The following is a 13559-nucleotide window of genomic DNA, read 5'->3' as shown; positions in this document are numbered from 1 at the left end:
TGATCTTTCTTCTTTTTTGAAATTATGTATGGTGTAACAAACTATATAACCATGATAGAATCCTACTAAAAGTATTACTACATCTCACTCGCCTTCCCGTAAGTTAATTGCCACTCTATCCCAAATTTATCGATAAGATTTCCACAGCACATACTCCAATATGTTTTCTGAAGTTCCATACGACTTTGCCGCCTTCTTTTAGTTGAATAAACCATAATCAAATATCATTTAAGTCTTCACTAATATACATATTTCCAAATTACCCCTAAAATGTGCATGCGTCCTCGGTCACTTGTCCATGCTAACTTGTCTATTCCAACATATACAATAGTAAGTCAAACAAATAAGGAAAAATTCCTTTGACTAAAAAACTAATAATCAATAGGAGTGATTTTTAATGAAACAAAATACTTCATCTTCATGTGGTTGTAGTAACAGCAGCAACAGCAACCACAACCATCAGCATCAAAACTGCCCGCCAATGCCAGCTTGTGATACAGCAAAAACACATGGTGATTTTTGTAAGGTAGAACACGTAAAAAGTCCTAATGCAGTTGAGCAAGAGAAAGTTATTGCTGTTGTTGCTCTAAATGTTAATACAGAGGCAGATATTTGTCTTCCAAAACCTGCTAGCGATATTAAAAGTATCCGAAAAAATGTGTTTTTAACACAATGCAAGGCAATTCCTGTCCCTCGGGATCACCATCACGATCACCATCACGATCACCATCACGGTGGTCATAAACCAAAACAGGAATTAAACTTATTTATTGAAGGGTTTGTACACAAAAACATTCAATTTTCAACGGGCTGTGACGGTCCTGTCCAAGACTTTAGTATAAATGTTCCGTTTAGATGTTTCCAACGCATTAAAGATGTAAACCTTGTTGATTTTGAGTTTAGCCAAAAGAGTAATCAAGTCAAAGAAATTAGAGAAATGGATAAACACGGAATGGGTTCAGACCGTTGCAGTTTTGGATCGGTTACATTTGAAGAATTTAACGAACCAATTAAGTGTAAACTCCTAAGAGCTGACATTACGGAAATGGACTTTCCACATGACTTTGATAGATGGGGACTTTTCAAACAACTTACTGAAAAAATGTCAATTGATTTAGTTGTTCGTTTAACTCAAACTCAATTAGAATTTGGTCAAGATGATTATTGTTAAAATTTGAAAAAGGGCGTCTCACATATAGTGAGGCACCCTTTTTCAATTTTCCAGGTTAATATATTGCTCTTGTGAAATATCAATAGTTAAATGTGTTGTACCTTGAAAATCAATTTTTTGTTTAGTGTCCATTGTTTCGAGCTCTTGATGCCAAACAAAATTGATTTGTTTTAATTGACTCTTTATCGGTTCTGCAAATTTCTGAAAATCTTCAAAATGAGATCTTTCATCATGTTGGGAGTGAAACATAAATTCATTCTGACGATGTTGTGGTAAGTCAGGAAGAGCTAACCAGTGAATATTGGTAATTTTTGACCATGGAATAGGGACTTTTAATGAATGAATTGTATGGTTTAATCCTTTGTGAATAAATTCAATATCTGCGATAAGGACACCTTTTAAAAAGACTGTGGTAGAAGGGGGTACAACTTTACAATCAAGCGACTGAATAGACCATTCTATTTTTGATATATGATCAATAGGCAGCATTAAATGTAGTGTTTGAACAATGGTAACATCTAGATCCAATTGCCCTAATAAAACGGGCATTTTAACAATAATTGGCTGTTTCTTTTCTACTACATGATGTCTCAATTCCTTTTTAGACACTTTTGGGTGCGGTTTGTCTTCTAATAAAGGTTCCTTTATAAGGTTTTCTACGTGAAAATGCTTTTTCTTCTTAAATTGTTTTTTTCTATTTGCGTGACTTCTTTTGTTACCTACTTCTTCAGGCTTATTGGCACTTTGGTCCTGTAGTAAACAATCTTGTTCAGTATTTGATTTTGAATCTTGGTTATTCTCTGGAGTGATTGGTTTTAATTCTTTTTCTATTTCTATTTCTTTTTCTGTTGCGCTCAATTCGAAATCATTGTGATCTTCAACTATTTCTTGAGGTTGTTCGGAGTAAACATCCTCTAGCATGGATGAATACTTATCTTCTAAGGATTTCTGATCCTTTAAATGGTCATAGAGTTCTTCTTTTATAGGGTTTTCTATGTGAAAATGCTTTTTTTTCTTATATTGTTTTTTTCTTTTTAAGTGAATTTTTTTCTTACCTACTTCTTCAGGCTTTTTGGCACTTTGGTCCTGTAATAAACAATCTTGTTCAGTATTTGATTTTGAATCTTGGTTATTCTCTGGAGTGATCGGTTTTAATTCTTTTTCTATTTCTATTTCTTTTTCTGTTGCGCTCAATTCGAATTCAATGTGATCTTCAACTATTTCTTGAGGTTGTTCGGAGTAAACATCCTCTAGCATGGATGAAAACTTATCTTCTAAGGATTTCTGATCCTTTAAATGGGCATAGAGTTCTTCTTCTAATGAAACAGCAGAATCTTCTTTTGAATTTGACTGCTCTTCGGAAGTATTAAGGTCAAGTTTTTCTTGATGATCTGAATCGGAAGAATGATTATGTTCTAATAATTCCTCAGACTCTTCTTCTGAAAGCATTTGATAAAAAGCGTCCTCTAGAAAGAAATTTTGATCCTCGCTGGACTCTTTAAGATCTTCTTCTGAATGTAGTGCAACTTGGTTTTCATCAAGTAGCTCATGGTTTTCATCAAGTAGCTCATGGTTTTCATCAAGTAGCTCATGGTTTTCATCAAGTAGCTCATGGTTTTCATCAAGTAGCTCATGGTTTTCATCAAGTAGCTCATGGTTTTCATCAAGCAGCTCATGGCTCTCATCAAGCAGCCCATGGTTTTCATCAAGCAGCCCATGGTTTTCATCAAGCAGCCCATGGTTTTCATCAAGCAGCTCATGGTTTTCATCAAGTAGCTCATGGTTTTCATCAAGTAGCTCATGGTTTTCATCAAATAGCTCATGGTTTTCATCAAGCAGCTCATGGCTCTCATCAAGCAGCCCATGGTTTACATCAAGTAGCTCATGGTTTTCATCAAGTAGCTCATGGTTTTCATCAAGTAGCTCATGGTTTTCATCAAGTAGCTCATGGTTTTCATCAAGCGGCTCATGGCTTTCATCAAGCAGCTCTTGACTTTCTTCAAGCAAATCTTGGCTTTCATCAAGCAGCTCTTGACTTTCATCAAGCATAGATAAATAGTCATTTAATAATCGATGATGATTTTCTTCCATTGTAGAGGTTGATTCTTCGATTTCTTCATCCAGGTGTTCTGAAGTTCCAGGTTCTGTTACGTGAATTTCGTCGTCTATAGCCTCTTCATCAGAGGAATTTTCTATATTAGACTCCTCATAAAGTTCATCTAAAAAATCATTCATTAAAGATGAACTTCTCTCTTGTTTTATATCCTCATCTCTTTTGTTTTCCTTAAATGTATGCTCGTTTTTTTCAGTTTCAATCTCAACAGTTTTTTCAAAAAGCTGTATTGAACCAACTTCAGGCGCTGAAAATATAACGGGTCTTGTTCCAGTGATCTTATCAATATGTTCATTCGTATAGATAGTAGGTTTACTTGTTTTATTACGTTCTATACTTTTGCTTTTAGTTTGATTTTCCTCTTTATTCATTCTTACATGATTGAATGGAGAGGAAGAGTAGTTGGGTTGCTGTTTCGGGAGGTTACCATAATATCCATAGGGATTTTTTTGATAAGAGTAGGGATTAGCATACGAATTAAAATTATCCATGGTCGTTTCGAAGGTTTGCCAATAGCATCCTCTCCGATCCCCTCCTAATCATTCAAATTACAAAAACATAGTTTAATATTATGGAAATAAAGTAGTACACCATCAGTAAGCAAAATGATCACTTACTGATGGATTATTCAACTTTAGAATTGTAGTCATTTTGTTTACAAGAATCGTACCTTAATAACATTTATAGTCATCATTGTCATCACTTTCATCATGATGATCACAATCATCGTTAGTTGTTGAACAAACACGAACTTGTTGATTTTGTAATACCTTTAATTTAATATCAAGAACCATTTTTTCTTCAAGTTCAGTAAAATATCCCTCTTCGAGTGGTGCATCAGCAGGAATATGAGTACGATTAATTGCTTCATCCCATTCGATAATTTGACTCGAGATTAGTTCACAAAATGGTAATTCATTATAAAATTGCGTACTTTCTTGGTGGAATTGAGAAAGATCACTTGATTGAAATTCATCTTTTTCTGGAAAACCAGATGGCAATGGCTTTGAAATTAAGAAATCAAACTCTTGACGCTTATTTACTTCAGGCATGACAGGATTAGTTAAGAAGTGTTTAATTTCAGTTACACAATGAAAAGGTACGTCAACGGTTAACGAATGAATATCAGATGAAACAGATTTATGGGTACTTTCATGAATTTCTTTACTTGGACTTGCGTATTGGATGTTTTTGCGTACAAACCCTTTTATAAATAATTTATTTGTTGGTAAAAGTAATCTGCATTGTACTAATTTTACGTGTTTCTTAACATCTTTAATTTCTAAGACAGGCTCTGGAAATTTAATACAAGCATCTAAATTAACTTGCAGAGTAAGCTCAGCTAATACAACTGGAACTTTTGTAACGATTTTTCCAAGGCTGACATTCGGTTTATGAGGTTTATTTTCACATTCATTTATTGTTGTAGGGAAATCACACGTATTTATTTTTTTGTTTTCGGACATTTTTGCCCCTCCTAATTTTTCAAGATAGTGCATCTTATGCGGGTTAAATGTCTATGTATGGGCGGATGCCCAATTTGAGTATGAATTTATAGGTTTATTGCCTAAAAACCCTATTACATCAAGGGAAAATACAATTTTAATTTTTTATCTTGATCTTAAAAACTGAAAATGACCCCAAAATCGAGAACCATTTTTTATAGAAAGAATATGAATAATATGCAATAAAAAAATAGAAATAAAAAAAGACAATATCAACATTTTTAATCATGATATTGCCTTCGAGTTTTTCTATTTTTCTACGCGGTTAAAGGACCTTTTATTTTAGCAACGACGATGATCTTCTGGTGGTAATGCCATTACACGTACTTGTTGATTTTGCAATACTTTAATCGTAAATTCTAGACACATTTTTTCAATTAACTCATGGAAAACACCTTCCTTTAGTGGTGAATCTGGGAAGGAATGTCGGTCAACTGCTTCATCCCATTCGACTATATCACTGCGTAATAGTTCACAGAACGGAAGTTCATTGTAAAATTGAGTACTTACTTGATGAAATTGCGATAAATCACTTGATAGAAATTCATCCTTTTCAGGGAAACCTTTTCCTAATTCTTGTGCTCTAAAAAAGTCAAATTCTGAACGGTTATTATGAAATGGTAGCTGTGGTGGTGTTAGAAAATCTTTTCCTTTTATGGTGGTAACACATTCGAATGGTACTTTTACAGTAAACGATTTTATTTCAGATGAAACACCGCAGTCTTTTGAACGAGGACTTGGTGTTGCGTATTGGATGTTTTTACGGACAAATCCTTTAATAAATAATCTTAATGTGCGTTTTTCAAACGGAAAATCATCATCATAACGATATTCTGGAATACCAGGTAGTAGTAATCGACATTGTACAATTTCTACTCTCTTTTTAATATCTTTAATTTCTAGCACAGGATCTGGAAAACAAATCTTGGCCACTAAATTGGTTTTTACATTCAATTCTGCAAGTGTAACAGGGACTTTAATCGTTGTAGGACCTTCTGGAGTCGTAATAGGTTCAACTGATTCATTTTCACATTCTCCAATATGAGCTGAAACTTCTACATCAACACATTTATTTTCTTTATTCATTTTTTTATCCTCCTAATGTTTATTTCAATGTATCATATGCTTTCATATAGATAGATGTATTGGTGAATTCGTGGATTTTTTGGTCGACCTCTTAGCATAAATTTAAGTTGGTACTTGCACATGTGGGCTTTTGTCCAGCATAGGATTTCAAAGAGGAGTGAGGATAAATGGAAAGATTAAATTTTCTTGCAGTTGACATAGGTAATAGTTGGTATAAAGCATTAACCTCTGATGAAGGATACACTTACGAATATCAAGTTCCTAATGCGATTTCATTGTTTGATGAAGAGTTTTATGAAAGACCATACGATGATGAAGATATCGAATTTGAGGAGAATTTAATTGTTGAAGTCAAAAGTCATGCCATCATTGATAAGAGAGAAATCTATTATATTGGTAAATCTGCTGCAAAACAACGGGATGTAAGCTTAACCGGCTTTAATAATCAGAAAGTAGATGAAGATCGAACGTACATTCTTCTGTTTGGTTTAGCTGGATTTCATGCCATCCGACTAAACCCTGAAGAAACTGAAATACACTATCACATTGATCAATTGGCCGTTTCACTTCCAACGACTCAATATAAAGAAAAAAAAGAGAAGTTTAAAGATCGATTAATCGGAACGCATACCATTATTTTCCATAAGGTACCGGGATTGTCTGAACCAAAGGAATTAACGGTTAAATTACACGTGGAAGATGTCATTATTGGGGCAGAGGGTGCTTGTGCTTACCTTGGATTAACGCGTGATCAAGAAACATTAGGGGTTAAGGATGAAGTTCTAGTAAAGGATTCACAAAAAGGAATTATTATTGGTGATCTTGGTGGAGATTCCGTTGATTTTGTTGGGATTAAATATAATAAACCTGTAGCATCTGTTGAAGGTGAGACATTCGGCATCAATCAATTCCTTGATAATATCATTCAAAAGGTAAGTAAAAACGAATTATATAAATTTGATTCTCGTGCTGAGTTAGAAGAAAAATTATCTGCAGGGCAATCAGAATGGTACGTGGAACCATTTGCAGGTGTAAGAAGAGATATTAGTAAATATATCATTCCACAGTTAAAATCCATGGCAATTAAATATCTTGAATATTTTGATCGTGTAAGAAGTAGTTCAAATGAAATAAAGGGTGCTACTCGTTATATTGCAGTCGGGGGAGCTGCAAAGTTAGCCCAGAAACAGATTCAAGAGGCAGCGATGAGATGGGCTGAAAGAGGTCGCCCAATACAATTAACGTTCCCTGAGGATATGGAAAAATTAAATGTTCTCGGATTAATGGTGCTTGCTAAAATGAAACAAGTAAAAATTGAACAAGAAAAGGAAGCCGACCTTTATACCGTGAGCAATTAAAGGATGATGGAAATGTCTAAAATGTATACAGATTACATCAATAGGACGGCGTTAATGGTTCCAGATCAATTTATTGATGTTAAAACCGGTGAAACACATGTGGTATCATCAAAAATCTTTGAACAGATTGAATACCATGCGGAAAATCAAACGCTTATCCATTTAGTATTATCAGCTCTTAATCAATATTTACATCCTAATCGGATCAATCAGGATAATGAAGAAATTTTATTGAAATTAGACGAAATTAAACAATTACTATATGGTTATCGCCCAGACCCTTCACATGTAGGCTTACAACATAAACCGTCCCAAAAAGAAGTGAAAGATGTGGATATGAAAGATATTGAAGATATCCTCGATGTATATGGGGGCTAACCTTAATAAAAAATAGGTGAACTCAATTTGGGTTCACCTATACATATATTTGATTATTGATTGAATCATCCTATAAACGTACTGCTGGTAAACAAGTAACCCCACAGAAGCAAGATAAGTCAACATTGATGCAGACTCCTGTTGAAACTAAATCTTCTACTTTTTCATGGTCGATTTGATCGCATGGACTGAAGCCTTTTGTATCATCATCTTTTTTTGGTTTAAAAGAAAGAAGTTCAAGTTCAGCACACTGGCCTTTTAAATTCTTAATTTTAAAAATGAAACTTGAAATACAAGCTAATTTCTTATCCTTTGATCCACCTCCAGGATAAGTAGTCACGCCAGTACCTTTAAATGGTTCACAACCACAAAGAAGTATAAACGGAATGGTATTCTTTCTTGGTTTTTTAGGTTCCTTTAAGAGGTCTTCTATTGATTCTTTGCATGAAGAACAAGAACAATTTCTTTTATGATCTTCTTCGACCTTTCTTTGTGCTTTTAAAATTGCTTCTAGTATTTCTTCGACACAAACTTGCTCATCTTTGTCATGTTTTTTGTTTTTTTCCACTCTGTAATCATCTTCCACCGTGTATAAATGCTTTTTATCTATCGGAAATCGTTTGGATTCATAACTTTTATCTTTTTCATTAACATTCATGATCCTCACTCCTTGTATTTTTATATTCAATTTATTGTATGGAAAAAGAGTTATATTGCTTGAACATTTGCCTATTGAATAAAGAAATGTGTGTATTTGTTCGGGATGAGTATGAATAGGTGGCAGCAATCGAAATCTTTTTCATGGAAACTCCTGCGTTGGGAAATGATAAGCTTGTGCTTTAAAGAAAGGTGGCACGAACATGAATTTTATGAGGAGGATTAAAATGGGGATTTTAAGCGGAAATCCGATTGATGAACCTATGCATTATGGGGAAGTATTTGGCACATGGACTTTTCTTCTAACAACGAAAGGTCTTGTAGCTGGGTATCAAACCCATTTAAATCATGCTGGGGATGAAGACTTAAAAAAATTATTAGTTGAAGCAATTGAAGGTGGACAACAGGAAATTAAACAAATTGAAACCCTTTTAAAATCCAATGGAGTGGGATTGCCACCATCACTACCTGAAAGACCAGATGCTTGTTTAACTGATATTCCAATTGGAGCTCGTTTTACAGATCCAGAAATTGCATCCATGTTAGCCGCGAATATTGCAGCAGGTTTAGTAGCGTGCAGTACTTTGATTGGTCAATCGATAAGAGAAGATATTGCAGCGATGTTTGGACAATTTCATCTTCAAAAAGTATCTCTTGGGGCAAAAGTATTAAGAATGAATAAAGAAAAAGGCTGGTTAATCCCACCGCCATTACACCATTTTAAAGCGGAAGATTGCTAAGTATGATGAAAGAAAGAGAACCAGTATTAAGGTTCTCTTTTTTTCGTTTTTATTTGGATTGATTTACTACTTTAAAGTCAACATAATTTTCTAGCTGTAATGGCAAAATCTAAATATCAATATTTCAAATAACAAAAAAGGTGTTGAACTTTGTGAATCTAGAAAATTCTACTTATCAATTAGGTGATATCGTTTATGTTTTCTATCGAAATCCACATACGCAAAATGTAACGAATATACAAGAAGCTGCAGTTGTTCAAAATCCAGAAAATCATGAAGAATTAGCGTTATTTTTATATGAAACGTACTATCCTTTATCTGAGGAAATGGCTGTGTATTCATCACAAGCAGAGGCCGAGGCAGCTTTTGATTATTATTTCGGTGGTTATGGGATTGAGGAGACCTATCAATGAAGCCATTTATGCCAAAACTCGTCTATTTTGAACCAAAAGCATTAGATTATCCACTAGGTGAAGAACTTCATAAAAAGTTTAAAGACATGGATTTGGATATTCGATATACGACATCCCACAATCAAGTTAGAAATTTACCTGGGGATAATGATTTCCAACGGTATCGTGTTGCGAAATCAACATTAGTGGTTGGTTTGAGAAAAACCTTAAAGTTTGATACATCTAAACCATCTGCAGAATATGCAATCCCGTTTGCTACAGGTTGTATGGGTCATTGTCATTACTGTTATTTACAAACAACAATGGGCAGTAAACCATATATTCGAACGTATGTGAATGTAGAGGAAATTTTAGAGCAAGCAGATCAATACATGGAAGAACGAGCTCCAGAAATAACTAGATTTGAAGCCTCTTGTACCTCTGACATTGTTGGAATTGATCATTTAACTCATACATTGAAACGGGCCATTGAACATTTTGGACAATCCGAGTATGGGAAACTACGCTTTGTAACCAAATTTCATCATGTGGACCATCTGTTAGATGCCAATCATAATGGGAAAACAAGGTTTCGATTTAGTATTAATGCGGATTATGTGATTAAAAATTTTGAGCCTGGAACCTCTCCATTAGTAAAGAGATTAGAGGCAGCAGGGAAGGTTGCTAGAGCTGGATATCCACTTGGATTTATTGTGGCTCCTATTTACCTCCATGAAGGATGGGAGGAAGGGTATTACCATATGTTCGAGCGATTGGATGCAGAGCTACCACTTGAAGCCAAAAAAGATTTAACGTTCGAATTCATCCAACACCGATTTACAAAGCCAGCAAAAAGAGTCATTGAAAAAAATTATCCAATGACAAAGCTGGAGTTAGACGAGGAAAAAAGACGATATAAATGGGGAAAATACGGAATTGGAAAGTATATTTATCAGAAAGAAGAAGAGGAAGATATAAAATCTCATTTAAAGGGTTATATGGAAAAGTTTTTTCCAGATGCAAAACTGGAATACTTTACATAATAAAAACTTCCATTAGGGGAAAACAACAACCCTAATGGAAGTTTTTATCGTTTATTTTATTGTAATGATTGATTGAGATCATGAATACATTCTTGTACAAGTGTGACAGCTTGACTCATGGAGGCTCCTCCACCGAAAGCTGCTGTTACTCCAATTGCTTCATAAATCTCTTCTTCTGAACAACCTTCATCAAGGCATCCTTTTACATGATAAATAATACAATATTCATCTTGAGAGTATAGACTAAGACCAAGTGCGATTAATTGTTTGTCTTTCTTGGAGAGAACGCCATCCTTAAAGCATTCTTCAGTAAATGCATTGTATTTACTTGCAAGGGAAGGCATTTTTTTCGTGAACTCCCCGAGTCCAGCCTTGTACTCATATAAAGCAGCTTCTGTAGGATTTCTAAATTCCATTTCCATGTTTTTATTCAACTCCAATATGTATTTATTGATAATGCAATGATAGTTTGAGCAATAAAATTAAAATTCATCCATATGCATAACAAGATTTCTTTTTTTGTAATAATCATTAATCATTATATTTATGGTGGAAATAGGGTAATGAGTGTCTCATGACAAACGTCACTATTAGAGTAAAAAAGGTCATGCTAAGATTCGAATAGTTATTCTAAAATATTAATTAAAGTGGGGGATTACATTGAACTTTCCAACATTAAAAATAGGTCACATGACACCAAAAGTTCCAATTATGCAGGGAGGTATGGGTGTCGGTATTTCTTTAAGTAAGCTGGCGTCTGCTGTAGCGAATGCTGGGGGAATTGGAATTATTTCTGGAACAGGTATTTCAGTTGATGAAATGCGTTTTCATATCCGTCAAGCAAAAAATGCCATAAAAGGAACTGGTAACATCGGGGTAAATGTATTATTTGCCATGAATGATTTTGCCGAGAAAATGCAGGCAGCACTTGAAGAAAAAGTAGACTTTATTATCTCTGGTGCTGGAATTTCTAGAGATATGTACGCGTGGGGCAGGCAAGCAGGAATTCCAGTTCTTTCCATTGTTTCTTCCGCTAAATTAGCAAGAATTTCCGAGAAACTTGGTGCAGCTGCTGTTGTTGTAGAAGGGTTTGAAGCAGGAGGCCATTTAGGAACAGACAGACCCGTGTTTGAGATATTACCAGAAGTCGTAGAAGCTGTTTCAATCCCAGTTATTGCAGCAGGAGGTATCTTAACGGGTGAGGATATTGCAAAGGCATTAAGGATGGGCGCCTCTGGCGTGCAAATGGGCACAAGATTTGTAGCAAGTGAAGAATGCGATGCACCATTAGCCTTTAAACAGAAGTATATTCGTGCTACTAAAGAAGATACTTTACTTGTGAAAACAACGGTTGGGTTACAAGGACGAATTATAAAAAATTCCTTTTCGGAATTGATTACAAATCAGGAAAAAGTAAAAATTACAAAATGTCATGATTGTCTTAAAAACTGCTCATACCGCTTTTGTACATTAGATTCCTTATATAAAGTAATGGAAGGTGATGTAGATAATGGTCTTGTCTTTGCTGGTGCTAGAGTACATGAAATTAATGAAATACTGCCTGTTAAAGATATTATTGATCGTCTGACAGAGGAGTATCAAATGGTGACAAATTAATGAAAAAATGACGCATGAACATTACTTCATGCGTCATTTTTATGTATCGTGGTTTTGCCTATAATCTATTTCGAACACTTGAATACTCACTGTTAGCTGTTTTGCGTTATTTGACTTAAATGATTGTTTTCTTCTTGAACAAAAGTTTTTTTCTCGCGAGGGTGATTACGATGGCAATAACTGCATGACTCTAAATCTTATATACAAACCTATAAAGAATAAAACTGGGTAAAGGGATAGAATGAAAGGTAATGTTATTATTATCGATTGAATGAAAACGTGGTATTAGGAGTATTTCTTTGAAATAGTCCTTGTTTTAAACGGACATAATAGGGAGAAGGCATTAATGATCAAAACTAGGAAAATAATGAGGTGCCCCCATGACAATTGTCCGTCTTGGTTTTGTAGCGATGAGTATGGAATTAAAAAATGCATCACCATCCAAAACGATGACGTTTTCACAATTTCAGAAAATAAGGGATCGGGATGCGGCCATTCGTAAATTAGAAAGGATCGCTCAATCAAATTTACATAATACGTTAAGACTTCTTAGACATTGTGCAGCATATGATATACATTTTTATCGTTTAACTTCACGATTAATTCCTTTGGCAAACCACGAGGAACTTCTTGATTGGAATTATATGAAACCATTAAGAGAAGAGCTAAAGGAGATAGGAGATTTTGCAAAAAAACATAAAATCAGAATTGATTTTCATCCGGACCATTTTGTTCTCATTAATTCAAATAAAAAACAGATTTTAAAAAATTCCATCCAAACCTTAAAACTTCATTATTTATTGTTGAGGGGAATGGGCATTGACTCAACTCATCGATGTGTGATGCATGTAGGTGGTAATTATAAAGAAACGGAACTGTCGCTAGAGCGTTTTATTGATAATTGGATGATTGTCCCTCACTCCATTCAAAAAATGATTATGCTTGAGAATGATGATACTTCCTTTACGGTAGAAGATACCTTATACTTATGTGAAAAGCTGGGCATTCCACTTGTATTTGATTATCATCACCATTTAGCCCATCATTATGATCTAGATTGGATAGGTCATTGGGATCGAGTGGTAAATACTTGGAAAGATTCACCATTACCTATTAAAATACATATATCCAGTCCAAAAAGTGAGCAGGAATTTCGTCATCATTCGGATTTTATAGACTGTGAGATGTTTTTTGATTTTCTTCAAGAAATTAAAGGAAGTGTTACAGAAATTTACTGTATGATCGAAGCAAAAAGAAAAGATGAGGCGCTTTTTCAATTAATGAAAGATATAAAAAATAGAAAGGACATCGATATCATTGATGGATCGTCTTTTTATTTAAAATAATGGCTGTCTATTTCACTTGAAAATGTTGTTGATTGCAGTGGAAAGGTATGAAAGACTCTTACGGGAGCTTGAAAGACCAAGGTTGCTTAAGGCGTAACTGAGCCGAAAGCGAAGTCCACGGAAATCAAAAAAAACGAGTTTAACAGAGCTAAA

Annotated in this window: 13 protein-coding genes; 8 read left to right on the top strand and 5 right to left on the bottom strand. The window is 34.5% G+C overall.

The window, feature by feature from the left end; genetic code table 11:
- The first annotated feature begins 397 nt into the window (after positions 1-397).
- On the top strand, positions 398-1171 hold the full coding sequence (locus Q5760_RS15700) for a CsxC family protein (RefSeq protein WP_428908571.1): 774 nt from the start codon (positions 398-400) through the stop codon (positions 1169-1171).
- Positions 1172-1213: 42 nt separating this feature from the next.
- On the opposite strand, the gene Q5760_RS15695 is transcribed toward Q5760_RS15700, so the two are convergent.
- From Q5760_RS15695 to Q5760_RS15685, 3 genes are all read right to left on the bottom strand, one after another.
- A complete protein-coding gene (locus Q5760_RS15695) occupies positions 1214-3775 on the bottom strand; it encodes a hypothetical protein (protein WP_428908570.1) in 2562 nt (853 codons plus the stop codon).
- A 180-nt stretch (positions 3776-3955) separates the two neighbouring features.
- Positions 3956-4750, bottom strand: a complete 795-nt coding sequence (locus Q5760_RS15690) for a CsxC family protein (protein ID WP_428908569.1) — start codon at positions 4748-4750, stop codon at positions 3956-3958.
- A 321-nt stretch (positions 4751-5071) separates the two neighbouring features.
- Positions 5072-5875, bottom strand: a complete 804-nt coding sequence (locus tag Q5760_RS15685; protein ID WP_428908568.1) for a CsxC family protein — start codon at positions 5873-5875, stop codon at positions 5072-5074.
- A 167-nt stretch (positions 5876-6042) separates the two neighbouring features.
- Between Q5760_RS15685 and Q5760_RS15680 the strand changes: the two genes are divergently transcribed.
- Both Q5760_RS15680 and Q5760_RS15675 read left to right on the top strand, forming a co-directional pair.
- Positions 6043-7233: a ParM/StbA family protein gene (locus Q5760_RS15680; protein ID WP_428908567.1), complete on the top strand. Its 1191-nt coding sequence runs from the start codon at positions 6043-6045 to the stop codon at positions 7231-7233.
- Between the two features lie 12 nt (positions 7234-7245).
- A complete protein-coding gene (locus Q5760_RS15675; protein ID WP_428908566.1) occupies positions 7246-7611 on the top strand; it encodes a dehydrogenase in 366 nt (121 codons plus the stop codon).
- Between the two features lie 70 nt (positions 7612-7681).
- Here Q5760_RS15675 and Q5760_RS15670 read toward each other — a convergent pair whose 3' ends face one another.
- Complete coding sequence (locus Q5760_RS15670; protein WP_428908565.1) at positions 7682-8269, bottom strand: CotY/CotZ family spore coat protein; 588 nt, start codon at positions 8267-8269, stop codon at positions 7682-7684.
- A 226-nt stretch (positions 8270-8495) separates the two neighbouring features.
- Between Q5760_RS15670 and Q5760_RS15665 the strand changes: the two genes are divergently transcribed.
- The 3 genes from Q5760_RS15665 to splB all read left to right on the top strand — a co-directional run bounded on the left by Q5760_RS15665 (position 8496) and on the right by splB (position 10443).
- Entirely contained in the window at positions 8496-9008 is a 513-nt protein-coding gene (locus tag Q5760_RS15665) for a DUF3231 family protein (RefSeq protein WP_428912601.1), read from the top strand.
- 143 nt (positions 9009-9151) lie between these two features.
- Positions 9152-9421: a transcriptional regulator SplA domain-containing protein gene (locus Q5760_RS15660; RefSeq protein WP_428912600.1), complete on the top strand. Its 270-nt coding sequence runs from the start codon at positions 9152-9154 to the stop codon at positions 9419-9421.
- Positions 9418-10443 carry a spore photoproduct lyase gene (gene splB / locus Q5760_RS15655; RefSeq protein ID WP_428908564.1) on the top strand — a complete coding sequence of 342 codons (1026 nt, stop codon included), beginning with the start codon at positions 9418-9420 and terminating at the stop codon, positions 10441-10443. Before Q5760_RS15660 ends, splB begins: the two co-directional genes overlap by 4 nt.
- Before the next feature lie 56 nt (positions 10444-10499).
- Here the strand turns inward: splB and Q5760_RS15650 are convergent, their stop codons facing one another.
- Positions 10500-10865 (bottom strand): carboxymuconolactone decarboxylase family protein, encoded by a 366-nt coding sequence (locus Q5760_RS15650; protein WP_428908563.1) that lies wholly within the window; start codon positions 10863-10865, stop codon positions 10500-10502.
- A 268-nt stretch (positions 10866-11133) separates the two neighbouring features.
- On the opposite strand from Q5760_RS15650, the gene Q5760_RS15645 reads away from it, so the two are divergent.
- Positions 11134-12060, top strand: a complete 927-nt coding sequence (locus tag Q5760_RS15645) for an NAD(P)H-dependent flavin oxidoreductase (protein WP_428912599.1) — start codon at positions 11134-11136, stop codon at positions 12058-12060.
- A gap of 380 nt (positions 12061-12440) precedes the next feature.
- Positions 12441-13406 carry a UV DNA damage repair endonuclease UvsE gene (gene uvsE, locus Q5760_RS15640; RefSeq protein ID WP_428908562.1) on the top strand — a complete coding sequence of 322 codons (966 nt, stop codon included), beginning with the start codon at positions 12441-12443 and terminating at the stop codon, positions 13404-13406.
- The last annotated feature ends 153 nt before the right edge of the window (positions 13407-13559 follow it).

The sequence above is a fragment of the Niallia sp. Kr1 genome (genome assembly GCF_050389805.1).
Classification (GTDB): Bacteria; Bacillota; Bacilli; order Bacillales; family Cytobacillaceae; genus Bacillus_BD.
The sequence above is the reverse complement of the archived record's forward strand: the minus strand, read 5'-3'. Positions and strand labels throughout refer to the sequence as shown.

What these genes read in the sequence shown, in the direction of transcription:
- Q5760_RS15700 (WP_428908571.1), top strand. Translation starts at nt 398, where the DNA reads ATGAAACAAAATACTTCATCTTCATGTGGTTGTAGTAACAGCAGCAAC.
- Q5760_RS15695 (WP_428908570.1), bottom strand. Translation starts at nt 3,775, where the DNA reads ATGGATAATTTTAATTCGTATGCTAATCCCTACTCTTATCAAAAAAAT.
- Q5760_RS15690 (WP_428908569.1), bottom strand. Translation starts at nt 4,750, where the DNA reads ATGTCCGAAAACAAAAAAATAAATACGTGTGATTTCCCTACAACAATA.
- Q5760_RS15685 (WP_428908568.1), bottom strand. Translation starts at nt 5,875, where the DNA reads ATGAATAAAGAAAATAAATGTGTTGATGTAGAAGTTTCAGCTCATATT.
- Q5760_RS15680 (WP_428908567.1), top strand. Translation starts at nt 6,043, where the DNA reads ATGGAAAGATTAAATTTTCTTGCAGTTGACATAGGTAATAGTTGGTAT.
- Q5760_RS15675 (WP_428908566.1), top strand. Translation starts at nt 7,246, where the DNA reads ATGTCTAAAATGTATACAGATTACATCAATAGGACGGCGTTAATGGTT.
- Q5760_RS15670 (WP_428908565.1), bottom strand. Translation starts at nt 8,269, where the DNA reads ATGAATGTTAATGAAAAAGATAAAAGTTATGAATCCAAACGATTTCCG.
- Q5760_RS15665 (WP_428912601.1), top strand. Translation starts at nt 8,496, where the DNA reads ATGGGGATTTTAAGCGGAAATCCGATTGATGAACCTATGCATTATGGG.
- splB (WP_428908564.1), top strand. Translation starts at nt 9,418, where the DNA reads ATGAAGCCATTTATGCCAAAACTCGTCTATTTTGAACCAAAAGCATTA.
- Q5760_RS15650 (WP_428908563.1), bottom strand. Translation starts at nt 10,865, where the DNA reads ATGGAAATGGAATTTAGAAATCCTACAGAAGCTGCTTTATATGAGTAC.
- Q5760_RS15645 (WP_428912599.1), top strand. Translation starts at nt 11,134, where the DNA reads ATGACACCAAAAGTTCCAATTATGCAGGGAGGTATGGGTGTCGGTATT.
- uvsE (WP_428908562.1), top strand. Translation starts at nt 12,441, where the DNA reads ATGACAATTGTCCGTCTTGGTTTTGTAGCGATGAGTATGGAATTAAAA.